The sequence below is a fragment of the Actibacterium sp. 188UL27-1 genome, assembly GCF_016901225.1.
In the GTDB taxonomy this organism is placed as follows: domain Bacteria; phylum Pseudomonadota; class Alphaproteobacteria; order Rhodobacterales; family Rhodobacteraceae; genus 188UL27-1.
The window spans coordinates 153323-175498 of the sequence record NZ_JAFEUL010000007.1; the positions used below are offsets into that span (position 1 = coordinate 153323).

The window sequence follows — 22176 nt, forward strand, 5'->3', positions numbered from 1 at the left end:
GTTGGGCCCGATCGGCCTGGCCGGATGCGGTCGCATGGGCGCGCCAATGCTGCGCGCGTTGCGCGATGCCGGGTTTGCCGTGCGCGGCTACGATCTGCAACCACCCGAGGGTTTCGGGGATCTGACCGATATCATGGGAACCGATCCCGCAGTCTTTGGTCGGGATCTGAGCGTTCTGATCAGCGTCGTGCGCGACGCCGATCAAACCGATGATGTCTTGTTTGGTGCCGGTGATCTGGTGCGCAAGGCCCCTGCCCTGCGCCATGTGGTCATCAGTTCCACGCTGTCGCCGCGCTACATCCGGGATCTCGGCAATCGGCTGCCAGACCGCATCCGGCTGATCGACGCGCCCATGTCTGGGGCAGTGGCAGGAGCCGTTGAACGCAGGCTCAGCTTCATGCTCGGGGGCGATCCAGCGGACCTTGACCTTCTGCAACCGCTCTTTGATGCCATGGGCCAAAGTTTTCACTGGATGGGTCCACTTGGCAGCGGCGCACAGGCCAAGGTGCTGAACAACCTGCTGGCAGCTTCTCACACGGCGATGACCCGGCTTGTTCTGGATTGGGCCGATCAGGCGGGCCTGAACGAGGTGGATCTGTTACGCCTGATCGAGGCGTCGTCCGGCCAGAACTGGCTGGCCAGCGGTATGGATACAATCGAATTCGCGCGCGATGGATGGGAAGCCGACAATTCCATCGCTATCCTGACCAAGGATATTGATGCCGCGTTGGATGCCGCCCCGGACAATGCCGACACGCACCTGCCCGCCAGCATTCGCGCGGCAATCCGCGCCCTGCAGCCGCGCTCCAAACCCTAAAAATCCCCCAACCCTCAACTATTTTGAAAATCGGTGAAATTTTTGTCGGGCGCCTGCCATTCGCCTCCGGTGGTATCTCGAATGGCGAGATATCCATACCATTTTGGCGAGTTTTATCGTATTTTCACATATATGGACGGTCGCTTTGACCGTTTTTTTTCGTTCTGCCGGGGGCTGCCCAAGCTGCCATCCTGTCCTTCACTTCGGTGCTTAGCCGGGATCAAGAAGTGCCTCTAGTCGTCACCGATGCCCACGGCACGGCGACGCTGACAGTCGATCAGGCAGCCGCAACACTGGATTTCTCACTTGATGTGATCGGCATCGACCTGGACGGCCTGTTTGACACCCTGGTCGAAGCGCCCGTTGGTCCTGTGCATCTTCACAATGCGCCTGCGGGATCGAACGGCCCGATTATGGTGCCCCTTGCGTTGGACACCGACACCTACAACGATACCGAGGATGGCTTCGGCCTGAACGTGGTGAACCTTGCCTATGGGGATGCGGCGGCACTTGCCGGGTGTGACCTGAGCTTTGGTGATTTCGTCAGCCTGCTACAGGGCAGCGCGGTCTATATCAACATCCACACGGACGCCTTTGCCAGCGGGGAACTGAGCGGACGGGTGTCACCGGTTCCACTGCCTGCTTCGGCTGTTCTGCTGATTGCCGGGCTCGGCAGTTTGGTGACGATGCGCCGCGGTCAGGGCTGACGCGTCGCGCCTATGCGCTGGTCACCCCCGGCTTCGGCTGGCGCACAGGTTTCCTTTCCGGGGGTGACGGCCTACATCCGCGCCATGGTAACGCTTCCTCCTCCCTTTCAGACGTGGTTCGCTTCCCGCGGCTGGTCGATCCATCCCCATCAACAGCAGATGCTGGATCGCTCCGGCGCGCCGACCTTGCTGCTGATCGCCCCGACGGGCGGGGGCAAAACCTTGGCCGGGTTCCTGCCCAGCCTGATCGAACTGTCGGAGGATCCAGCGGACGGGTTGCACACCCTCTATGTCTCCCCGCTCAAGGCCCTGGCTGCCGATATCAAGCGCAATCTGCGCACCCCGGTCGAGGAGATGGGTCTGCGGATCCGGATTGAAGACCGCACCGGCGACACCTCCCAGACACAGAAGAAACGGCAACGCGCCGATCCGCCCCATATCCTGCTGACAACGCCGGAAAGCCTTGCCCTGCTGACCTCATACGAAGATGCGCCCCGCATGTTCAAAGGGCTGCAACGGGTCGTGGTCGATGAAATTCACGCCCTGGCGGAATCAAAGCGTGGTGATCAGTTGATGCTGGGCCTCGCGCGCCTCAATTCGCTTTGCCCAGGGCTGCGGCGCGTTGGGCTCTCTGCCACGGTTGAGGATCCCGCGGCCATTGCCCGCCTCCTGGCGCGTCACCCAGATCCGTGCGAAATTTTGAACGCTGATCCCGGCCCGGACCCCGACATCGCCATGTTGATGACCGACGATCCGCCCCCCTGGGCCGGGGGCGGCGGGCGCTACGCGATCCCCGCCGTGCTGGATGAGGTCAAAAAGCATAACACCACACTGATCTTCCACAATACCCGCGCCCAGGCCGAAATCTTTTTCCATGCCCTTTGGCTCGCCAATGAAGACGACCTGCCCATCGGGATCCACCACGGCTCCCTCGCGCGCGAACAGCGCGAAAAGGTAGAGGCCGCCATGGTCGCCGGTGATCTGCGGGCGATCGTTTGCACCGGATCGCTGGATCTGGGCATCGACTGGGGCGATGTTGATCTGGTGATCCAGGTCGGTGCGCCCAAAAACGTCAAACGGCTGGTGCAGCGAATCGGGCGTGCAAACCACCGCTATAACGCGCCCTCCAAGGCGCTTTTGGTGCCGGCCAACCGGTTCGAAATCGTCGAATGCCATGCTGCCCTGGAAGCGGTCAAAGAGCATGACCTGGATGGCGATCCGCGCGGGCGCGGCCCCCGCGACGTGCTCTGCCAGCATATCCTGATCACCGCCTGTGCCGGGCCATTTGAGGCCGATACACTTTACGCCGAGGTGATCACGACCGGCGCCTACGTCAACCTGACCCGCCCGGAATTCGACGATTGCCTCGATTTCTGCGCCACGGGCGGCTACGCCCTGCGCGCCTATGACCGCTGGCAACGCCTGATGCAGCGCCCCGATGGGCAATGGCAGTTGCGCGATCCCCGCGCGGTTCGCCAGATCCGCATGAATATCGGCACGATCTGGGATTATGAGACCCTGAAGGTTGCCTGGAAAGGGCGCGGTGGCGGGGGCAGACCGTTGGGCGAAATCGAAGAAGGGTTTGCCTCCACCCTGACCCACGGCGACACGTTCCTGATCGGCGGCCAGGTGGTCCGGTTCGAGGGGATGCGCGAACTGACGGTCGAGGTTACCCGCCGCGCCGACAAGGAGCCAAAGGTCGCGACGTTCAACGGCACCAAGTTCGCCACCTCCACCCAGCTGAGCGACCGGATCTTGCGGATTTTCCAACAGGAGGACTGGCCGGACCTGCCCGAACACACGGCCAATTGGCTGCGCCTGCAGCGCAAGGTCAGCAAATTACCCGAACCCGAGCGCCTGCTGGTGGAGAGCTTTCCCCATGACGGGCGCAACCATACGGTCGTCTATGGTTTTGCCGGGCGCAACGCTCAGCAAACCCTCGCCCTGATCGTCACCCAGCGGATGGAGGAGGAGGGTCTGCACCCCCTCGGTTTCGTCGCAACCGATTATGCGACCTTGATCTGGGGCCTTGACCCGCTGCAAAATGCCGATCCTCTGTTCGATCCCGATGGTCTGCGCGAGGGGCTGGAAAAGTGGCTGTCCGGTAATGCCGTGATGAAACGCACCTTCAAGGCCAGCGCCTATATTGCGGGGCTTCTCGACAAGAACTTCCCCCAATCGGCGCGTAAATCAGGGCGACAGGCCACATTCTCCTCCGACATTCTTTACGACACGCTCCATAAATACGATCCCAACCACCTATTGTTGCAGATCACCCGAGAGGAGGCTTTGCGCGGTTTGATCGACTTTGGCCGGATCGAAACCATGATTGACCGGATCGGGGGCCGGATCGACCACAGCATTCTGGATCGCGTCACACCGCTGGCCGCACCCCTGTTTCTGGAACCTGGTCGGATTGCCATCCATGGCTCCGGCACCGAACGGGTGATCGCGGAAGAGGCGGAACGATTGATGATGGCGGCGGGTCTTGCCTCTTGAATTTGGCGCGCAGTCGTGATGTGAACAGATCATGAACGAGTATCAGATCGCATTTGCCGGCATCCCATTGATCGCTACGGCGTCCGGCGCCTTGTGGTGGGCCACCGAGCGGGTTTTGTGTGTCTCTGACCTGCATCTAGGCAAGTCGGAACGGATCGCCCGACGGGGCGGTACGCTGCTGCCGCCCTATGAGAACCGCGAAACCCTTGGCCGTCTGCAAACCGACCTGGACCGCTATGATCCCCGTGTGGTGGTCTGTTTGGGAGACAGTTTCGATGACTTGCGCGCCGCTGATCATCTGGATGCCGAAAGCACGCAGACGCTGGTGACATTGATGGCGGGGCGCGATTGGATCTGGATCGAGGGCAACCATGATCCCGGCCCCATGGGGTTCGGCGGCACGCATATGCGGGAATTGTCTCTGCCCCCGTTGTTGTTCCGGCATATCGCGCAGCCCGGCGCAGATCGAGAAGTTTCAGGCCATTACCACCCCAAGAAACGGATCACCGGACGCGGTCGTTCAGTTCTGCGCCCGTGTTTCCTGATCGATCAAAAACGGGTCATACTCCCCGCTTACGGGGCCTATACTGGGGGTCTGGATTGCGAAACACCGGTCTTGGCCGATCTTGTTGGGCCCGATGCCGTGGCCATTCTGGTCGGAAAATCTGTCGCCGCCGTTCCAGCCTAGTGCTGTGGGGGCTCTGGCGAGGTGAAGCGATCCCGGACCTGAGCAAGGAAAGGGCGGCTTACAGGGACTTCGGTCCCGTCGATCAGGACCAACAGAACCCGCCCCTTTTTGCGAATGAGACGATCCACTGCCTTTACAGCCACCCAATGGGACCGGTGCACCTGTAGACCGTCAGCGCCTTCCAGCTCTGCCAAGGCGTCGCCAAACCGCATCAGAAGTGTCGCATCGCCCAGGTCGGTGACAACATCGACGTAATGATCCCGCACGCTTAGTCGGATCAAGGCGCCCCTGCGGCCCAAAGGCAGCCGTGCAACCAAACGCGGCGCGGTCTGTTCCTCCGCCAACGGCGCTGTTGGCCTATCCGGTAACTTACGACCAGACCGCGGCAGAACGAATTCCAGAAACCGAATGCCGATCGCGATCAACAGAACCAACGCAAACATCACCGAACCCGGCATCGGGCTGCTGGCCAAGCCGGTGAACCATATGGTGAAAACATAAAGAAACGGTGTGAAAGTCAGCCCGAATGTGACCACGTCCGCCGTGGCCAGTGTGGGGGCGTCAAGGTCATGAAACACATGACGGATGACCGTCCGCGCCACCACCACAATAAGGAGAGCGGCCCCAATCACACTGGTCCAGTAGATCCCGCGCGATCGCATATCCATGGTCAGATAGGTGCCAAATGGACCGATCGAAGTGACGATGATCGACGCCACGCCCCAAAACAGCCAAGGTGCCGGCGACTTCAGCGTGTCGACACACTCCTCCCAAACCGCGCGAAACACCCAATGATACCCCAGAAACAAACGACCCCGCGGATCGGGATAAAAGAGCGCATCCATCCTTTCAATGCTTGATCTCGCAAGTTCACGCACGAAATGTGAAAATTCCGTAAAACCCTACCCGGCAAAGCGCTTATATTTCAGGCAGTTAAACCGCTTGGTTCAGAAAGTCCGTTGGCACGGCAGGCCGCTGTCAGCGTATTGGCCAACAGGCAGGCGATGGTCATCGGCCCCACACCGCCCGGAACGGGCGTGATGGCCCCGGCAACGGCCGCGCAACTGTCAAAGTCAACATCACCCACAAGACGGGTCTTTTCGCCATTGGGGATACGGTTGATGCCCACGTCAATCACGGTTGCCCCGGGCTTGATCCAATCCCCCGTAATCATCTGAGGCCGCCCCACAGCCGCCACGACAATGTCAGCCTTTCCAACAACTTCCGCGATGTTCTTGGTGCGGCTATGGGCAATCGTCACCGTACAGCTGTCACCCAACAATAACTGTGCCATCGGCTTGCCCACGATATTCGACCGGCCAACAACCACCGCATTCAGACCGCTGAGGGAGCCATGGTGATCGCGCAACATCATCAGGCATCCCAACGGCGTGCACGGCACCATCGACGTCTGACCGGTCCCAAGCAACCCAACGTTCGATATGTGAAAGCCATCAACGTCCTTGGCCGGGTCAATCGTGTTGATCACAAGCTCAGAGTTCAGGTGATCCGGCAGCGGTAACTGCACAAGAATACCGTGAATTTTCGGATCAACGTTCAGCTTGCGCACCAGATCCAGCAAATCGGCCTCTGACGTATCCGCCTCCAGCCGATGTTCGATTGAGGTCATGCCAACCTCAACCGTCTGCTTGCCTTTGTTACGGACATAGACTTGGCTGGCCGGATCCTCGCCCACCAGAACAACTGCGAGGCCCGGGGTGAGTCCATGCTCCGATTTCAGCCGTGTGATATGCTCTGCCACCTGCGCGCGCACCCGCGCCGCAAAGGCTTTGCCGTCGATGATCGTTGCGCTCATATCCGCCTCAGATCCTGTATTCTAGCGATACACAAATCATGCACATCCCATACATATCCTATGCATATGATTGGCCAGATTGCGCAACGCGCGTTGCGTTAACCCCCCTGAGACCACGCGCGCCACGCGCCGGTCTCAGCGGTCATGCCACGGCCTCGATGGCGCGGCATGACCGCCTGCCTTCCTAGAACAAACCTTCGATCTGGCCCGCATCATTCAACATGATTGCCTCCGCTGACGGCACGCGCGGCAGACCCGGCATCGTCATGATCTCTCCGCAGATCGCCACCACGAAACCGGCCCCGGCTGACAACCGCACTTCCCGCACCGGGATCGAAAATCCCTCAGGCGCCCCGCGACGGTTCGGGTCGGTGGTAAAGCTGTACTGGGTCTTGGCCATGCAAACCGGAAGATGGCCATAGCCCTGATCTTCCCATTGCTTCAACTGATCGCGGATCTTCTTGTCAACGACCACGCCATCGGCGCGGTAGATCCCTTTGGCGATGGTTTCGATCTTGTCGAACAAGGACATCTCATCAGGATAAAGCGGCTTGAAATCCGACGTGCCGCCATCGGCCAGCTCGACCACGCGCTTAGCCAGATCTTCGGTGCCGGCAGAGCCATTAGCCCAATGCTTGCACAGTATCGCCTCGGATCCCTGGCTTTCGACATACGCTTTGACGGCGGCCACTTCGGCGTCGCTGTCCCCGGCAAAGTGGTTGATCGCCACGACCGCGGGTACACCAAAGTCTTTGATATTCTCGATATGGCGGCCCAGATTGGCGCAACCGGCTTCGACAGCGGCGACGTTCTCCGCCCCCAGATCGGCTTTGACCACACCGCCATTCATCTTCATGGCGCGCACCGTGGCAACGATCACCACCGCGTCCGGTGCCAACCCAGCCTTACGGCATTTTATGTTCATGAACTTTTCGGCCCCCAGATCGGCGCCAAAACCAGCCTCGGTCACAACGTAATCGGCCAGCTTCAAGGCCGTCGTCGTGGCGATGACCGAGTTACAACCATGGGCAATGTTCGCAAAAGGGCCACCATGGACGAAAGCGGGGTTATTCTCCAAGGTCTGCACCAGGTTAGGCTGCATCGCATCCTTCAGCAGCACGGTCATGGCACCATCGGCTTTGATATCACGGGCATAGATCGGGCGGCGGTCGCGGGTATAGGCGACGATGATGTCGCCCAGCCGCTTTTGCAGATCCTCAAGGTTCAGGGCCAGGCACAGGCAGGCCATCACCTCGGACGCGACCGTGATGTCAAACCCGGCCTCCCGCGGGAAACCATTGGCAACACCGCCCAGACTGGCGGTGATCGTCCGCAAGGCACGGTCATTCATGTCCATGACCCGGCGCCAGACGACACGGCGTGTGTCGATCTCTAACGCGTTCCCCCAATAGATGTGGTTGTCGATCATCGCCGAAAGCAGGTTATGGGCCGAGGTGATGGCGTGAAAATCCCCGGTGAAATGCAGGTTCATCTCTTCCATCGGCACGACCTGTGCATACCCGCCGCCAGCCGCCCCGCCCTTCATCCCGAAACACGGGCCCAGTGAGGCCTCACGGATACAGATCATCGCCTTCTTGCCGATCCGGTTCAGCCCGTCCCCCAGGCCCACGGTCGTGGTGGTTTTGCCTTCACCGGCCGGGGTCGGGTTGATCGCAGTCACCAGGATCAGCTTGCCATTGGGGCGGTCCTTGACGCTGTCGATCAGGTTCTGGCTAACCTTGGCCTTGTCATGGCCATAGGGCAGCAAATCGTCGGTGCTGATATCCAGCTTTGCGCCAATCTCCTGGATGGGGCGTTTCTTCGCCTCGCGGGCAATTTCGATATCTGATTTGAAACTCATGGCGCTGTCTCCCCGGGGTGGACTCTGTGGTCTCTGGTATACCACAGAGTTTAGCACCGATTTGCAAGCACCCACAGTCCGTTTTCGACATATCCCTTGCGATCCGCGCCGTTCTGATCGGCTGAAGTTTCGGATCAGAAATTTATGACCTCTATGAAAGTTACGAGCATAATTTCACGAACCCTCTGGCGACCACCCCCGCTGATCAGGGATATGCAGGCGCAATTGGTCGCCAACGATCAGGTCCCCTTCCCGCTCGACCCAGGCGGTCACACCGCGCCGGTCCTTGGCGGCGGCCTTGAAGGCGGTGCCATGGCCGGGATGACGCGCTTCGATCGTCTTGGCGGGAAATTGGCAGGGACGGTTCTCCATATCGACGGTCAGGGTGGTGCCCGTCGGGGCCTGCAGACGGGACGATGGCGGGATATGGGTGAAATCGGGAATACCACTGATCACGATCGAGGCGCCAAGCCAGGCCGGATCGATACGCGGCAGGCCAAGTTTGGCGGCGATCTGGGACAGTTCCTCGGTACTGATGATCGAGATCTGGCGTGTATTGCGGATCGTGGTTTTGCGCGGATATTGCGACAGGACGCGGGAGCAGGAGGGGCGCGTCAGGCCAGCATGCACCTCCCCCGCCAGTCCGGCAAAGGTCAGTTGCATCGCCTGGACCGGGTGGCCATCAATCTCTGGCTGGTCCCGGTGTGGGACGCAGCCCAGCCAGGTGATCTCTCCGATAAACTCTGTGGGTTTCAAGGCTGGCATCGTATCCGCTCTCTCCGTTTCGGGAGGGATATCCCAGCGCAGCGCATATTTGAATCGGAATAAGCCACCTTTGAAAGAGAAACCCCGGCGCAGAGGCCGAGGTTTTCGTGGATCAGGTCGAGGGTTCCGGTTCCAGGCCCGGATCCGCGGTGGGCGGCTTTTTGGGCTTGGTCTTTGGAATGGCCGTCAGGGATGGCTTGTCATCCTTGCTCGGTCCGCTCTCATCATCATCATCCTGCGCTGGCGGCTCGCCCCGCATCACGCGCTTCACGTCGTCACCGGTCAGCGTTTCATATTCCAGCAAACCTTGGGCCAGATTTTCCATCTCGTCCCAATTGTCCGTCAGGATTTGTTTTGCACGGTCATAGGCCTCATCACTCAGGCGGCGCACTTCCTGGTCAATCAGTTTGCGACTTTCGGCAGAGGCGTTGAATTGCGACTGGTTGCCCAGATAGCTTTCCTGGGTGGAGGTGTAGTTGATGTTGCCCAACTTATCCGACATGCCCCATTGCGAGACCATGGCTGTGGCCAAGTTTGTCATGTGCTGGATGTCGCTGTAGGCGCCGTTGGTCACGTTCTCGGCGCCAAAGACCAGTTCCTCAGCCGCCTTACCACCCATGACGGAGGCCAGTTTCGAGATCGCGGATTCTCGAGTCATCGACAGCTTGTCACGCTCGGGCAGGTAAAAGGTCACACCCAAGGCGCGACCGCGCGGAATGATCGTGACCTTATGCACGGGGTCGTGCTGCGGTACGTGGATGCCGACGATGGCGTGGCCAGCCTCATGGTAGGCAGTCAGCTTTTTCTCGTCATCGGTCATGACCATGGAGCGGCGCTCGGGGCCCATCATGACCTTATCTTTGGCCATCTCGAAGTCTTCCATCGTCACGAAGCGTCGACCGATCCTGGCAGCCATCAGCGCGGCCTCGTTCACCAGATTGGCGAGGTCGGCGCCAGAGAAGCCGGGCGTACCGCGGGCGATGACACGCAGATCCACATCGGGGCCGAGGGGCACCTTGCGGGCATGGACGCCCAGGATCTTTTCACGACCCTTGATGTCCGGGTTCGGCACCTGAACCTGACGGTCAAAACGGCCCGGGCGCAACAAGGCAGGGTCCAGCACGTCGGGGCGGTTGGTGGCCGCAACGATGATGATGCCTTCATTTGCCTCAAACCCGTCCATCTCGACCAGCAACTGGTTGAGGGTCTGTTCACGCTCGTCATTGCCGCCGCCATAGCCGACGCCGCGGGAGCGGCCAACGGCATCAATCTCATCGATGAACACGATGCAGGGGGCATTTTTCTTGGCCTGTTCGAACATATCACGGACACGGCTCGCACCGACACCCACGAACATTTCAACGAAGTCAGAGCCGGAAATGGTGAAGAACGGTACGCCAGCCTCACCCGCAATCGCGCGCGCCAGAAGCGTTTTACCTGTCCCCGGAGGACCGACGAGCAATGCACCCTTTGGGATCTTGCCGCCAAGTCGCGAAAATTTCTGCGGGTTGCGCAAAAACTCGACGATCTCTTCGAGCTCGTCCTTTGCCTCGTCGATGCCAGCGACATCGTCAAAGGTGACCCGACCCTGTTTTTCGGTCAGCAACTTGGCCCGGCTCTTGCCAAAGCCCATGGCGCCACCACGCCCACCGCCCTGCATTCGGTTCATCAGGAAAATCCAAATACCGATCAGGATGATGAAGGGAAGAAGCGTCGACAAGTAGGTCAGAAGACCCGACTGTTGCTGACGTTCGGCGCTGAAAGCCACGTTATTTTCGATCAGGCGGGCAGTCACGTCTTCTTCGGGAGGGATAACCGTGTTGTAGGTCTGTCCGTCACTTTGGCGGAATTCGATCAGTTCCCCGTCGATCGTCGCAGTCGTAACCTGGCCAGATTCAACGGCGTTTACAAACTCCGAATAGTCCATCGACCGGGAAGACATGTTCGACTGACCGCCACTGAACACATTGAACAGGGCGAGGATCAGAAGAAAAAGGACGACCCAGAATGCGATATTGCGCGCGTTACCCACTGGATGATGCTCCTTGAGATGGTTGTCGCGCGGTCTTAGCGCGTTGCCTCTAAGATAGAAAACAATTTCGTCTCTTCAATCCGATATAATAGAAGTGAACGGATCTTCTGCCCCGTGGCGCAGGGTCAAGCACCAATCAGAGCCCTCATCGGGCAGCGGTGCAGCGATGAGATCATCACCATCCCAGATGGCGGGCAGAGCGATGCGGCTGGATCGGGGCAGCGGCCCGGGATGGTCCAGCAGACGCAAACCGGCCTCCCCAAGCGGCGCAATCCAGGTCGCTTCAGTGGCGGGGCCAGTGATGCGCCAGCGGGTATCCCAGACCTGTTGGCTCGCGGGGACGCGAAGCGTTTCAACGGCGCTAAATTCCCGCGTAACGCGAAAATACCGTTGATTTGCAGTGGCCAAGCACCCTTGCAGCGTTTGGGTCCGCCCCTCCGCCAAGGCCTGCATCACCGCTGTCAGCGCCCGGAACCGGGGGCGATAATCGGTCGAGGCGACCCAGCCAAGCGCATGAGCCATGAGGCGGGCCTGCAACTCGAACGGAGCCACGGCCAAGGCTGTGCGATCGATCAGCAGGTCGCCGTGATCAAGGGTCATGGCCCGGCTCGCCAGATCTTGGGTCGCACATTCCAGCGCGTGACGGGCATCGGCCATATGGCCTGCAGTGCGCGCAAGTGTCTCGGTCGTCAACCCGAGGGGGGCGAGGGTTTGGAGCGCCTGGCGCGCCTTGATCCGGTCAAACCGGTCATCTTCATTCGAGGGGTCATCGTGCCAGCGGATGCCTTGATCCTTCAGGTAGCGGCGCAACGCCGCGCGTTTCCGGGTCAAAAGGGGGCGGATCCAGAGGAAGCCGTCATCGCGGCGCGTTTCAGCCATGGCAGCCAGGCCATCCACGCCCGACCCGCGCGCAAGCCGCATGAGCACCGTTTCCGCCTGATCGTCCCGGGTGTGCCCCAGCGCAATGGCAGGCAATTCCAGATTCCTGGCCCAGGCCCCAAGCAATGACTGGCGGGCGCGTCGGGCGGCGTCCTGCAGGTTTCCGCTGTCCGGCCGGTTGGTCCAAGGCAATATTGTGTGACCGATGTCGAGTTCAGCGCATAATTGGGCAATGTAAGCCGCCTCTGCCGCCGAGCCCTCCCTTAGACCATGATCCACAGTGGCCGCGAACAGAATATTGCGGCGGGTCCGGCTCCAGTCCGCCAGCATGGCCAAAAGAGCGACCGAGTCCCCACCCCCCGATACGGCCACGCCTAGGGCCAAGGGCACCTGACCGTCAAACAAGCGGTCCAGAGTCTGGCCGAGATCCCGCGGCCCGGTCATGGGTTAGGAACAGCCAAGCGCCAAACGGTCGGCATCGGCGTCGAAAGCGACATCGGTGCCGGGAAAGCGGGTGGCGACTTCACCCAGGGTCACGCAAGCCTCGTCAACCTGGCCCAACTCTTCGAGCGTTGTTCCAAGTTTGTAAAGGGCGGAGGGTGCAAGTGCGCCGTCCGGGCTGCCCGAAAAGCTTTCCAGATAGGCGCGGGCTGCCGGGGCCGTGTCCCCCAGTTCAGTCAAAGCTTCGCCACGGTAGAAATGGGCCTGCCCGGTCAGCGGTCCGCCCGGATAGGCCTGGGCAAAGGCCGCAAAGAGGTCTGCGGCGCTGCGAAAGCTACCCTGATCGAGCGCCTCCTTCGCCCGATCAAAGTCCAACTGTTCGCTCGCGGCCAGTTGGGGACCGCCATTGTTTTGCCCCGGCTGAGGGGCGGGAGTGATCGCGGTCGGGGCCGCGCCAGCGCCGCCGCCCAGCGGTTCGGTCGCACCCAGTTTGCTGAGGTCACCGCCCGCCAGCTCGGTCAGGCGAAATTCCAGATCGCCGATCCGGTTGGTGCCATCGGCCACCACCCGGTCGATCCTTGACTGAAGCTCTTCGGTGCGGGCGGTCAGGCGTTGAAGCTGGCTTTCCATCGCGGTCAGCCGATCCAGGGCCGAGCCTGCGAGGGTTGGCACATTGGGGCTGCCGGTGGTTGATAGCTCACGCTGGAGCTTTTGCATCTCGACCGACAGAACGGTCAGCTCCTGTTTGATGTCGGCCAGCGTCTGGGTGTCCTGCGCGGCAAGCGGCAGAGGCGCCAAAAGCGCCGCTGTCACAAGAAGGGCCCGGATCGAATGGGACAGGCGAGAGGCATTCAGCATGGGCGGACCCTTGGGATTAGCTGCCAGTGGCGTTGTTGAGCAGTGTCACGGCGCGGCGGTTCTTGGCATAACATGCCTCTTCGGAGCAGATTTCAAGCGGGCGTTCCTTGCCATAGGTGACGGTCCGCAAACGGGTGCCTGCCACGCCCTGACTGATCAGGTATTCCTGCACGGCATTGGCACGGCGCGCACCAAGGGCAAGGTTATATTCCCGCGTACCCTGTTCGTCCGCATGGCCTTCGACGATGGCCGAATAGGAGGTGTTGTTGTTCAGCCACTGGGCCTGCCCGGCCAGAACCTGCTTGGCCTCGTCACCCAGGGTGGATTGATCCACGGCGAACAGGACCCGGTCTCCGACGGTGGACTGGAAATACGCGGGTGACGCTGGATCGCCGCCGCCGCCATTCAAGCCTAGGGCGTTAGGGTCATTGGCCCCGGCACCCCCGCGCAGGCGGTCGGGATCAGTACAGGCGCCTGCGACAAGGACGGCAACCAAAAGAAGCGGAAGGCGAAGGGAGCGGATCATTTCAGGTGTCCTGTTTTTATTTGTCTGATGCTCGTTAAACGGAAGTCTATCACGGTGATCTCGCCTTGTCAGGGCAGCAGGGGCGACCAGGCCGGATCTGAGGCCAGGGATGGCGTTGGAATTTTCTTGAGGTTTCTTCCGGTAATGTCGACCGAGTAAAGGGCTGGAGCCCCGCCCGCCCCCGATGTCTCCCGCGTGAACATGATTACGCGACCATTGGGGGACCATGTGGGCCCCTCGTCCAGAAACGATGCCGTGAGCAGCACTTCCTCGGATCCGTCGGTGCGCATGACACCGATGTGGAACCGGCCCTGGTTCTGCTTGGTAAAGGCGATCAAATCGCCGCGGGGCGACCAGACCGGCGTGCCATAGCGACCTGCCCCGTTGGAGATCCGGCGCGGCTCTCCACCCGCGGCGGGCATGATGTAAAGCTGCGGCGCGCCCGAGCGGTCACTTTCGAACACGATCTGGTTGCCGTCGGGGGAAAAGCTGGGCGCGGTCTCAATCGAGGGCGCGTCGGTCAGGCGGCGCGGCGACCCACCACCAATATCCAGCGAATAAAGATCCGTATTGCCGCCTTGGCTGAGCGAAAACACCACCGTCCGGCCATTGGGCGCAAAACGCGGGGCAAAGGTCATGGTGCCAGGCTGATCAGCCAATACCCGGCGTTGCACGGTGCCCACGTCCAAAACGTAGATCTTGGGAAAGCCCGTTTCATAGCTGGTATAAAGAACTTGGTTCCCTGTCGGCGAAAACCGAGGCGCCAGAACGATACTGTCGCTGCTGGTCAGATAGGCCACATTCGCCCCGTCTTGATCCATCACCGCGAGGCGTTTCTGACGGGCATTCTTGGGACCGTCTTCAGACACAAAGACGACGCGGCTATCGAAATAACCGTCTTCGCCTGTGATCCGGCTATAGACTTGGTCGGCGACCTTGTGCGCGATGCGGCGCCATGCATCGGTGGACCCGCCCAATTGCAAACCATCCCCCAAAGTCGTTTCGGCAAAGACATCAAAGAGACGGAACTTGACGTTGACCCGCCCGCCGCTGCCGACATTGACGGATCCTGTTACGAGGCCCTGTGCATTGATCGCCTTCCAGTCCGCATACTGGACCGGGCTGTCAAAGCTGGTGATGTTGCTGATGAACGCTTCTTGCGGGATCTGCCGGAACAAACCCGTGCCCACCAAATCATCCACAACCACCTGCGCCAATTGCTGCGCCAGTTGCTGCGCTTCGGCATTTTCGGCGACAAAAGTTGGGACCGCGATAGGCAGCGGCTCGATCACGCCTTCGGTGATGTCGATCCGCAAAGGACCGTCTTGGGCGAGTGCCGGAGCAATGGGTAGTGCCAGCAGGGCGGCCAGGAACAGGCGGGCTATCGTCATTTGATCCGCATCCTTTCGGGATTGAATACCATTTCTATGTCGCGCCACTGGGCGTACTTGTCTTTGGGAAGATCGAAACCGCGCAAACCACAGCGGATAATTGCCCGGCGGGCTGCATTGAATGCCTGCGCAACGGCTTCCTGTGAGCCTTCGGAAGCGCTAATCAGGGTCACGGAGGCGGGATCGGGCTTTGCGTCGCGATCCAGGGTCAGCCCGATATTCAGGGATATGCCCTGCGCCTCTTTCGAGAGGCCACCGATGTTCCAGCAGCGCTGAATGCTGGTCCGGAAGGCGGCGATTTCATCGGCAGTCAGGGGCTCGGATTCGGGCATGTTGCTGGCAATCTGGGCTTGTTCATATCCACGCGGCGCTTTTGGTTGCGCTTTGCCGCGGGCGAAGGGCTGGGTAACGGGTCTGTTGCGTGGACGCTCCTCGGGATGGCGCGACGTATTGGGCGCCGACACACTGGTTTGAACGTCGCCTGGTTTGTGGGTCTCTGCATTCGATTGCCCAGAGGTTGCGGTCAAAACCGCCAAGGCCAAGGTGCTGGTACGGATAGCTGTCATCGCAGGCGCATTCCTTCGGGGTTAAAGACCATCTCAATCTCACGCCACTGGCTGTATTTTTCGGCTGGCAGTGGGAAGCCGCTGGCGCCGCAGCGGATGATCGCACGGCGCGCGGCCTCGAACGCCTGTTTAGCGGCGGCACCTGATCCACCCGAAGCTTCGATCTGCCGGATCGAGCCTTGGACGATCTGACCATTTTGCTGCATCGACACGCCAACGACGACAGTTACACGCAGCGCCTCGGATGACAGCGAGCCGACATTCCAGCAGCGCTGGACAGAAACGCGCAGGGCATCTTTTTCACCGCGGGACATGGGTGGGCCGGACGGGGCGGGGGCGGGAGCGTCAGTGTCAGCGCCGCCACCGGCCAGCGCCTCGTTCAGCGCGTCATTGATGGCATCCGACGGCGGCGTCTCGGGCTCTGCTTCCTGTGGCGCGGGCTCCTCGGCTGCAGGGGTTTCCCGAACCTCGGGCGTTTCCTCAACCGGCTGTGCGGCAGGTGTGGGTTCAGGCCGGTTTGGGCGCTGCGGTGGACGGCGCGACTGCGCAGGTGCCAGGGTCGAGATCTGGGTGCCGCCGGTTTCTTCCTCCGCCTCGGTCACGGTTTCGGTCGCTGCAGCTTCGGGCGCGGTTTCGGGCTCATCCTCAACAGGATCCGGGGCCTGCTCTGCGTCGTCCGAACGCGTGGCCTCCCGAACGATCTCATCGATTTCGGCCTCGGGCGAGGGTTCGGGGGCAGCTTCCGGTGCGATCCGCGGGACCGAGCGCGGCGTTGGTGTGTCGCTATCACCGATCACCAGGGAGGCACCGGGGACCGTATCAGGTTGATCCGGGGCCTCGGGCGCATCGGGCGTCACCTCTGCCCGGGGGATCGGCTGAACTTCTGAAACATCGGGCGCATCATCAGGTGGCGGTGTTTCGGTGACATCCGGTGCCGCGGCCACGTCAGGTGCCGTCTCCGGTGCCGGGGCGGCCGGGCTTTCCGTCGCCTCCGGTGTATCGGGGGCCTGGGGCTGTTCCGAGATGGCGTCAGGCGGCGTCTCGACAGGCTGATTGGTCAGCGCTGCAAATTCCTGTCCGGTCATGACCGAAACATTGGTCGTGGTGACGGGTGGGGGCGGCGGCGCATCAAAAAAGCCCGCCAAAGCGGCCCATCCGATCAACAACAGGTGACCGGCCCCGGAGATATAGGTGCCCGGTTGCACGGGGGGTTACCCGCCCTGCCCGTCAAGACGCGGCCCGCCTGTATCGGTGACAAGGCCGATATCGTTGAACCCACCTTGATTGAGCGCCCCCATGATGGTGGCAACCCGGCCATAGGGCACGCTTTCATCGGCGCGCAGGTAGACCTTGTTATCCGCGCGTTCCGCCGCGATGGCCCGCAGCTTGGGGATCAGATCGGCCTCATCCGTTTCAGTCGTCATGATGGCGACGGTGCCTTCGGCGGTCACCGTTATTGTCAGCGGCTCTTCCTGTTCGGTTGGCAGAGCCTGGGCGGCTGTTTTGGGCAGTTCGACCGGCACACCAACCGTCAACAGCGGGGCCGCGACCATGAAGATGATCAATAAGACAAGCATGACGTCGACAAACGGCGTCACGTTGATTTCGGACATCGCGGCGGGGCGGGATTTGCGCCGCCCCCGCCGATTGCCGCCGGATTTCTGAACCACTCCGCCGCCCATGGCTTAACTGTCCAACTGGCGCGACAGGATCGTCGCAAATTCATCAGCAAAGCTTTCATAGCCGCCGATGATCCGATCACTGTCGGCGCTGAGCTTGTTGTAAAAGACCACCGCGGGGATCGCCGCCAAAAGACCTAGCGCGGTGGCCAACAACGCCTCTGCGATACCGGGGGCGACGACGGCCAGGTTGGTGTTCTGGGCAATGGCGATTTGCTCAAACGCGTGCTTGATGCCCCAGACTGTGCCAAACAAACCCACGAACGGCGCGGTGGAGCCGACGGTTGCCAGGAAAGACAGCCCGCCATTAAGCGTTTCAGCCTGTTTGGCGATGGCCACATCCATCGACCGATCGATCCGGGCCGTGGCACCCGCGATCAATCCGCCATCAGATTTGTGGCTGCGGCGCCATTCGGTCATGCCGGCGGCAAAGATCTTTTCGCTCTGACCGTTGGGATCTGCCCCGATCTTGTCAAACAATTCGTCCAAGGGCTCGCCCGACCAGAAGGCACCGTCGAACCGGTTCGCCTCCCGCCGGGCGGCGCGGAACATGATGATTTTACCGATGATGATCGCCCAGGCCCAGAATGAGGCCACTGTCAGCATGATCATTACAACCTGGACCGTGAAGGTCGCGCGGATGAAAAGGGCCCACAAGGAGAAGTCAATCTCCTGCGCCGCAGCGAGGGTAGAGGTTTCCATAGCCTGCTCGTTACCTAGTGTGCGGGTGTTCTTTGCACCCTTCATTTAGGGGCTTTTACCCTGTTTCGCAGCAGAATGCCAACACGAAGGCGTCATTCCCCAAAGGCAGGTATTATGGTGTGAGCAATGCGCGGATCTCTGCCGGAAGGCGGGTGGGTTTTCCAGCAAGGGTCATGATAGCGATGTCGACCTTGGCGGTGAACAACGGCTGTTCGGCGCGCAGCACCCGCTGATCCATGGTAAAGCGCGCGCCTTTGACCTGAGACAGCTGCGTTTCAACCGTCAACACGTCATCAAGGCGTGCAGGCGCTAGATACTCAGCCTCCACCCGGCGGACCACAAAAACGATGCCGTGGTCGTCTTTCATGGCATTCTGGTCCATCCCGATGGCCCGCACCCAGTCCGATCGGCCCCGTTCGATGAATTTCAGATAATTGGCGTAATAGACGATGCCACCCATATCGGTGTCTTCGTAGTAGACGCGCAAGGTGTGGGTGTAGGTGGCCATGCGCGTACCCTAACCGCTGGCAAAGCGGGGTCCAGCGTGATCGGTAAGGACCTGTTCGATGGCCGGTATGTGGTGGCGGCGAGCGTGGGATTTGTGTCGATATAGTAATCAAGCGCGATGACAGCGGTCGAGAGCGCCCATCCCCTGCCCGGGTTCCAGGTATGATCATCGACCGTAAGGGCGGCGCGGAAGGTCGGGCGCGTAGCAGTCGACAGATACCACCAGCCGGTGAGCAAGTCACAAGCCGGGTCGCCCCCGCCCATCAATCCGAAATCCATGCTGCCATCAGAGGGCCACGGCGGGACAGAAGGTTGCCCCCATTCAGATCGCTACGGAGCCATACCGGTGCGCCGGTCCAGGGCGGGGTCGACAAAGCGGCCTCCCACGCTCGCGTCAACGCCGCGCTGTTAAAGATACCACGCAACCCATGAATTGCTTTGCGGGCCAGATCATCGCGCTGGATCAACGGCACACCGCAATGGTGGTTCGCGGAGCCGCTCCGTGGCGCATCCGCGATATCTACCTTGTGCAAGGCGGTGATCAACCGGCCCAAGATGGTGGCCGCCTGGCTGGGGTCGGCGATGACCTCCATCACCGCAGGTTCCCCGTCGAGGCAGCCAATCATATTTCTTTTCAACCAGACGGGCCGACCCAAGTCGGCGCGGTACGCGCACAGACAACTCCGGTCCCAGCCAGTAGATCATAGTGTCCGTCCCGGCAGAGCATACCGGGGTTAACGGCAATTGCGCGTCGCGCGGAAATTGATCGCAGATCAAATACTGATCGATATCAAAGCTGTCCGCATGCATCATATGCCCCTGAGACGGCGGCGAGATGTCAGGTTTGACAGCAGTGATCGGCTATAGGTCGAACATCTGTCGTCAGATCCCGCTGTGAAGGGTAGAACGACCTAAGAACACGCAAGACAGGGACAGTTCATGACCGATATAGCACTTTATCTGCCGGGCATCCTTTTGGCCTATAGCGCCTTTATGCTCGGGATCTCAAGCCCGGGCCCCAACGTGCTGGCCGTGATGGGCACGTCGATGGCCATGGGTCGGAAATCCGGTATCGCGCTGGCATTGGGGGTGGCTGTGGGATCCTTCACCTGGGCGGTCCTGACGGCGGCCGGACTGTCCGCGTTGCTGGCCAGTTACGCAGTGGCGCTGACGGCCATCAAGATCGCCGGGGGCCTGTATCTGCTGTGGTTGGCATACAAGGCCTTTCGGGCGGCAGCATCGGCCCATGGTATTGAGGCAACGACGCTGGCCGGTGGTGCGCGCTCTTCCTTCGGCTACGCGCTGCGGGGTTACACAATCCAAATGACCAATCCCAAGGCCGCCTTATCCTGGATCGCCATCATCTCCCTGGGGCTGCAACCGGACGCCCCGCTTTGGGTGGCCGTGACCATCGTGTTGGGCACCTTCGCTTTATCGATCCTGTTCCACGTTCTTTATGCGGTCGCGTTCTCGACCCCGATCATGGTGCGGATCTATGGCGGGGCTCGACGCTATATCCAGATCACCCTGGGCGCATTCTTTGCCTTTGCCGGTTTTAAACTACTCACCAGCCGCGCCTGACTTCAAATGGTAACCGGCTTCGCCTCTCCCGATGTCTGGCAATCCCAAGGCCGCGGGCTTCAAATGGGTGTCGTGCAGCCTGCGGGGCAGATGGTCCATCTGACGGGTCAGGTCGCGTGGGATGCACAGGAGCGCATTGTTGGCACCGGTGATATCGCTGCGCAGACGCAGCGGTGTTTCGCAAATATCGAGGCGCTGTTGCAGCAGGTCGGAGGTCAGTTAGCCGATATCGTGTCGTTGACCACCTATTTCACCGACCGCGATCAGCTCCCCATCATCCAGGCCATCCGGCTGCGCATGTTTGGGCAAACTCAGGGCCCCGCCTCCACCTCCGTCATGGTAGCGGGGCTGGGGCATCTCGATTTTCTGGTGGAACTGACGCCCGTTGCGGTCATCCCCGACACACGCTTTCGCATGCCGGGGTAACGGATCAGGCGGCTTTGCGGCCCCGGTTGCGGTTGGCGGGACGGCGGCGGCGTTGTTGGGGACGCGGCTTGCGGTCGGGCTTGGCGCTTTCCCACGGGGTGCCGCTGGCGACGGGGATCGCCGCCTTCATCAGTTTTTCTATGGATTTCAACTCGCCCATCTCGGCCTCCGCGCAAAACGCGATGGCCGTGCCCGAGGCACCGGCCCGTGCCGTACGGCCGATGCGGTGGACATAGTTCTCGGCCACATTCGGCAGGTCGTAGTTGTAAACATATTCGACACCCGTGATGTCGATGCCGCGGGCGGCCACATCCGTGGCGACCAGCACCCGGATCTTCCCTTCGCGCAGGGCTTTGATCGCGCGGTCACGCTGGCCCTGGCTTTTGTTTCCGTGGATCGAGCCTGCGGCGAAACCGGCGCGGTCGAGGTTTTTCATAAGCCGCTCCGCCCCATGTTTGGTACGCGAAAAGACCAGCGCCAAGGCATCGCGGTGGACGTCCAGTTTGTCGATCAACAACGCGGTCTTGTCGCCTTGGGCCACGAAATGCACCTCTTGTGTGACCTTGTCGGCCACCTTGCCGGACCGCGCTACCTCAACCCGCACGGGATCGGTCAGGTAGCTTTCGGACAGCTCGGCCATCTGCTTGGGCATTGTCGCGGAAAAAAGCATTGTCTGACGCTCAGGCGACAGCACTTTGGCGATGCGGCGCAGGGCGTGGATAAAGCCGAGATCCAGCATCTGGTCAGCCTCGTCCAATACCAGAAAGCGGGTCTGGCTCAGATCAACAGCCTTGCGGTCCAACAGATCGATCAGGCGGCCAGGTGTGGCGACCAGCAGATCCGTGCCGCGGGCCAGCCGGTTGATCTGCGCATTGATGGACATGCCGCCTACGACCAGACCGACCTTCAGATGGCTGCCTTTGGTAAAGCTGGCCAGGTTGTCGGTGATCTGTTTGGCCAGTTCCCGCGTGGGGGCCAGCACAAGGGCACGCACGGTGCGCGCGGGCGGCTTGGTGCCCACTTTCAGCAGCGCGTCCAGCAACGGCAAACCAAAGGCGGCTGTTTTGCCGGTGCCGGTTTGAGCCAGCCCCATAACATCGCGGCCGTTCATGGCATGGGGAATGGCCTGCGCCTGGATCGAGGTCGGTTCGGTCAGGCCAAGTTCGGTCAGTTTTGCAGTCAGTCGGGGCGCAAGGCCCAGCATATCGAAATCCATCAGGATAATCCTTTCGGGCGGGCCGTCCTGCGACCCGGAAAACATAAAAAGCGGGCCCGGTTGCCGGGTCCGCGAGACGTCAGGGTTGCGCTGCGACAAAAGCCGGGACCGAATTGTCCGAGGCCCGCCAACGCGGTGGCCCCCCTGCGTGATGTGGGAACGGTGGTAACTGCGCTAGTTGGCCCGGGTTGTTAGGGCCGATCTGCTCACGCGGCAGAA

General features: G+C 61.0%; 22 protein-coding genes. 6 read left to right on the plus strand and 16 right to left on the minus strand.

Annotated elements, in window-relative coordinates:
- The first annotated feature begins 1 nt into the window (after window position 1).
- From IU397_RS11545 to pdeM, 4 genes are all read left to right on the plus strand, one after another.
- Complete coding sequence (locus IU397_RS11545) at window positions 2–817, plus strand: NAD(P)-dependent oxidoreductase (protein ID WP_255569797.1); 816 nt, start codon at window positions 2–4, stop codon at window positions 815–817.
- 206 nt (window positions 818–1023) lie between these two features.
- Entirely contained in the window at window positions 1024–1524 is a 501-nt protein-coding gene (locus IU397_RS11550; protein WP_370541666.1) for a CHRD domain-containing protein, read from the plus strand.
- A gap of 84 nt (window positions 1525–1608) precedes the next feature.
- Complete coding sequence (locus tag IU397_RS11555) at window positions 1609–4023, plus strand: ligase-associated DNA damage response DEXH box helicase (protein ID WP_204413785.1); 2415 nt, start codon at window positions 1609–1611, stop codon at window positions 4021–4023.
- A gap of 31 nt (window positions 4024–4054) precedes the next feature.
- Entirely contained in the window at window positions 4055–4711 is a 657-nt protein-coding gene (gene pdeM / locus IU397_RS11560; RefSeq protein ID WP_204413650.1) for a ligase-associated DNA damage response endonuclease PdeM, read from the plus strand.
- Here pdeM and IU397_RS11565 read toward each other — a convergent pair.
- From IU397_RS11565 to IU397_RS11635, 15 genes are all read right to left on the minus strand, one after another.
- The gene (locus tag IU397_RS11565; RefSeq protein WP_239479740.1) at window positions 4708–5556 is read right to left on the minus strand and encodes a LytTR family DNA-binding domain-containing protein; all 849 of its coding nucleotides are present in this window, start codon (window positions 5554–5556) and stop codon (window positions 4708–4710) included. The genes pdeM and IU397_RS11565 overlap by 4 nt on opposite strands.
- Window positions 5557–5636: 80 nt before the next feature.
- Window positions 5637–6527: a bifunctional methylenetetrahydrofolate dehydrogenase/methenyltetrahydrofolate cyclohydrolase FolD gene (gene folD, locus IU397_RS11570; RefSeq protein WP_204413651.1), complete on the minus strand. Its 891-nt coding sequence runs from the start codon at window positions 6525–6527 to the stop codon at window positions 5637–5639.
- Window positions 6528–6711: 184 nt separating this feature from the next.
- Window positions 6712–8388: a formate--tetrahydrofolate ligase gene (locus IU397_RS11575; protein ID WP_204413652.1), complete on the minus strand. Its 1677-nt coding sequence runs from the start codon at window positions 8386–8388 to the stop codon at window positions 6712–6714.
- Between the two features lie 174 nt (window positions 8389–8562).
- The gene (locus tag IU397_RS11580; protein ID WP_204413653.1) at window positions 8563–9153 is read right to left on the minus strand and encodes an MOSC domain-containing protein; all 591 of its coding nucleotides are present in this window, start codon (window positions 9151–9153) and stop codon (window positions 8563–8565) included.
- 112 nt (window positions 9154–9265) lie between these two features.
- Complete coding sequence (gene ftsH / locus IU397_RS11585) at window positions 9266–11185, minus strand: ATP-dependent zinc metalloprotease FtsH (RefSeq protein WP_204413654.1); 1920 nt, start codon at window positions 11183–11185, stop codon at window positions 9266–9268.
- A gap of 75 nt (window positions 11186–11260) precedes the next feature.
- A complete protein-coding gene (gene tilS / locus IU397_RS11590) occupies window positions 11261–12508 on the minus strand; it encodes a tRNA lysidine(34) synthetase TilS (RefSeq protein WP_204413657.1) in 1248 nt (415 codons plus the stop codon).
- 3 nt (window positions 12509–12511) lie between these two features.
- A complete protein-coding gene (ybgF, locus tag IU397_RS11595; RefSeq protein ID WP_204413658.1) occupies window positions 12512–13363 on the minus strand; it encodes a tol-pal system protein YbgF in 852 nt (283 codons plus the stop codon).
- 16 nt (window positions 13364–13379) lie between these two features.
- The gene (pal, locus tag IU397_RS11600; RefSeq protein ID WP_370541670.1) at window positions 13380–13886 is read right to left on the minus strand and encodes a peptidoglycan-associated lipoprotein Pal; all 507 of its coding nucleotides are present in this window, start codon (window positions 13884–13886) and stop codon (window positions 13380–13382) included.
- A 71-nt stretch (window positions 13887–13957) separates the two neighbouring features.
- Window positions 13958–15280 carry a Tol-Pal system beta propeller repeat protein TolB gene (gene tolB / locus IU397_RS11605; protein WP_204413662.1) on the minus strand — a complete coding sequence of 441 codons (1323 nt, stop codon included), beginning with the start codon at window positions 15278–15280 and terminating at the stop codon, window positions 13958–13960.
- On the minus strand, window positions 15277–15846 hold the full coding sequence (locus IU397_RS11610) for a hypothetical protein (RefSeq protein ID WP_204413664.1): 570 nt from the start codon (window positions 15844–15846) through the stop codon (window positions 15277–15279). Before IU397_RS11610 ends, tolB begins: the two co-directional genes overlap by 4 nt.
- Window positions 15843–17051, minus strand: a complete 1209-nt coding sequence (locus IU397_RS11615) for a hypothetical protein (RefSeq protein ID WP_204413667.1) — start codon at window positions 17049–17051, stop codon at window positions 15843–15845. Before IU397_RS11615 ends, IU397_RS11610 begins: the two co-directional genes overlap by 4 nt.
- 6 nt (window positions 17052–17057) lie before the next feature.
- The gene (gene tolR, locus IU397_RS11620) at window positions 17058–17528 is read right to left on the minus strand and encodes a protein TolR (RefSeq protein WP_204413669.1); all 471 of its coding nucleotides are present in this window, start codon (window positions 17526–17528) and stop codon (window positions 17058–17060) included.
- A 3-nt stretch (window positions 17529–17531) separates the two neighbouring features.
- A complete protein-coding gene (gene tolQ, locus IU397_RS11625; protein WP_204413670.1) occupies window positions 17532–18227 on the minus strand; it encodes a protein TolQ in 696 nt (231 codons plus the stop codon).
- Window positions 18228–18339: 112 nt separating this feature from the next.
- Window positions 18340–18735 (minus strand): tol-pal system-associated acyl-CoA thioesterase, encoded by a 396-nt coding sequence (gene ybgC, locus IU397_RS11630; protein ID WP_204413671.1) that lies wholly within the window; start codon window positions 18733–18735, stop codon window positions 18340–18342.
- 262 nt (window positions 18736–18997) lie between these two features.
- The gene (locus tag IU397_RS11635) at window positions 18998–19360 is read right to left on the minus strand and encodes a hypothetical protein (protein WP_204413672.1); all 363 of its coding nucleotides are present in this window, start codon (window positions 19358–19360) and stop codon (window positions 18998–19000) included.
- Between the two features lie 313 nt (window positions 19361–19673).
- Here IU397_RS11635 and IU397_RS11640 point away from each other — a divergent pair, with 313 nt between their 5' ends.
- Together IU397_RS11640 and IU397_RS11645 are read left to right on the plus strand one after the other, a co-directional pair.
- Complete coding sequence (locus IU397_RS11640; RefSeq protein WP_204413673.1) at window positions 19674–20315, plus strand: LysE family translocator; 642 nt, start codon at window positions 19674–19676, stop codon at window positions 20313–20315.
- Between the two features lie 6 nt (window positions 20316–20321).
- Window positions 20322–20741 carry a RidA family protein gene (locus IU397_RS11645; protein WP_204413674.1) on the plus strand — a complete coding sequence of 140 codons (420 nt, stop codon included), beginning with the start codon at window positions 20322–20324 and terminating at the stop codon, window positions 20739–20741.
- Between the two features lie 4 nt (window positions 20742–20745).
- Here IU397_RS11645 and IU397_RS11650 read toward each other — a convergent pair whose 3' ends face one another.
- On the minus strand, window positions 20746–21957 hold the full coding sequence (locus tag IU397_RS11650; protein ID WP_204413675.1) for a DEAD/DEAH box helicase: 1212 nt from the start codon (window positions 21955–21957) through the stop codon (window positions 20746–20748).
- Window positions 21958–22176 lie beyond the last annotated feature (219 nt).

Bases quoted from the DNA above. Each gene is read 5' to 3' on its own strand.
- folD (WP_204413651.1), bottom strand. From the start codon at position 6,527: ATGAGCGCAACGATCATCGACGGCAAAGCCTTTGCGGCGCGGGTGCGC.
- tolR (WP_204413669.1), bottom strand. From the start codon at position 17,528: ATGGGCGGCGGAGTGGTTCAGAAATCCGGCGGCAATCGGCGGGGGCGG.
- IU397_RS11610 (WP_204413664.1), bottom strand. From the start codon at position 15,846: ATGACAGCTATCCGTACCAGCACCTTGGCCTTGGCGGTTTTGACCGCA.
- ybgF (WP_204413658.1), bottom strand. From the start codon at position 13,363: ATGCTGAATGCCTCTCGCCTGTCCCATTCGATCCGGGCCCTTCTTGTG.
- IU397_RS11650 (WP_204413675.1), bottom strand. From the start codon at position 21,957: ATGGATTTCGATATGCTGGGCCTTGCGCCCCGACTGACTGCAAAACTG.
- tolB (WP_204413662.1), bottom strand. From the start codon at position 15,280: ATGACGATAGCCCGCCTGTTCCTGGCCGCCCTGCTGGCACTACCCATT.
- tolQ (WP_204413670.1), bottom strand. From the start codon at position 18,227: ATGGAAACCTCTACCCTCGCTGCGGCGCAGGAGATTGACTTCTCCTTG.
- IU397_RS11640 (WP_204413673.1), top strand. From the start codon at position 19,674: ATGACCGATATAGCACTTTATCTGCCGGGCATCCTTTTGGCCTATAGC.
- IU397_RS11580 (WP_204413653.1), bottom strand. From the start codon at position 9,153: ATGCCAGCCTTGAAACCCACAGAGTTTATCGGAGAGATCACCTGGCTG.
- IU397_RS11635 (WP_204413672.1), bottom strand. From the start codon at position 19,360: ATGATTGGCTGCCTCGACGGGGAACCTGCGGTGATGGAGGTCATCGCC.
- IU397_RS11575 (WP_204413652.1), bottom strand. From the start codon at position 8,388: ATGAGTTTCAAATCAGATATCGAAATTGCCCGCGAGGCGAAGAAACGC.
- IU397_RS11565 (WP_239479740.1), bottom strand. From the start codon at position 5,556: ATGGATGCGCTCTTTTATCCCGATCCGCGGGGTCGTTTGTTTCTGGGG.
- tilS (WP_204413657.1), bottom strand. From the start codon at position 12,508: ATGACCGGGCCGCGGGATCTCGGCCAGACTCTGGACCGCTTGTTTGAC.
- IU397_RS11645 (WP_204413674.1), top strand. From the start codon at position 20,322: ATGGTAACCGGCTTCGCCTCTCCCGATGTCTGGCAATCCCAAGGCCGC.
- ybgC (WP_204413671.1), bottom strand. From the start codon at position 18,735: ATGGCCACCTACACCCACACCTTGCGCGTCTACTACGAAGACACCGAT.
- pdeM (WP_204413650.1), top strand. From the start codon at position 4,055: ATGAACGAGTATCAGATCGCATTTGCCGGCATCCCATTGATCGCTACG.
- IU397_RS11555 (WP_204413785.1), top strand. From the start codon at position 1,609: ATGGTAACGCTTCCTCCTCCCTTTCAGACGTGGTTCGCTTCCCGCGGC.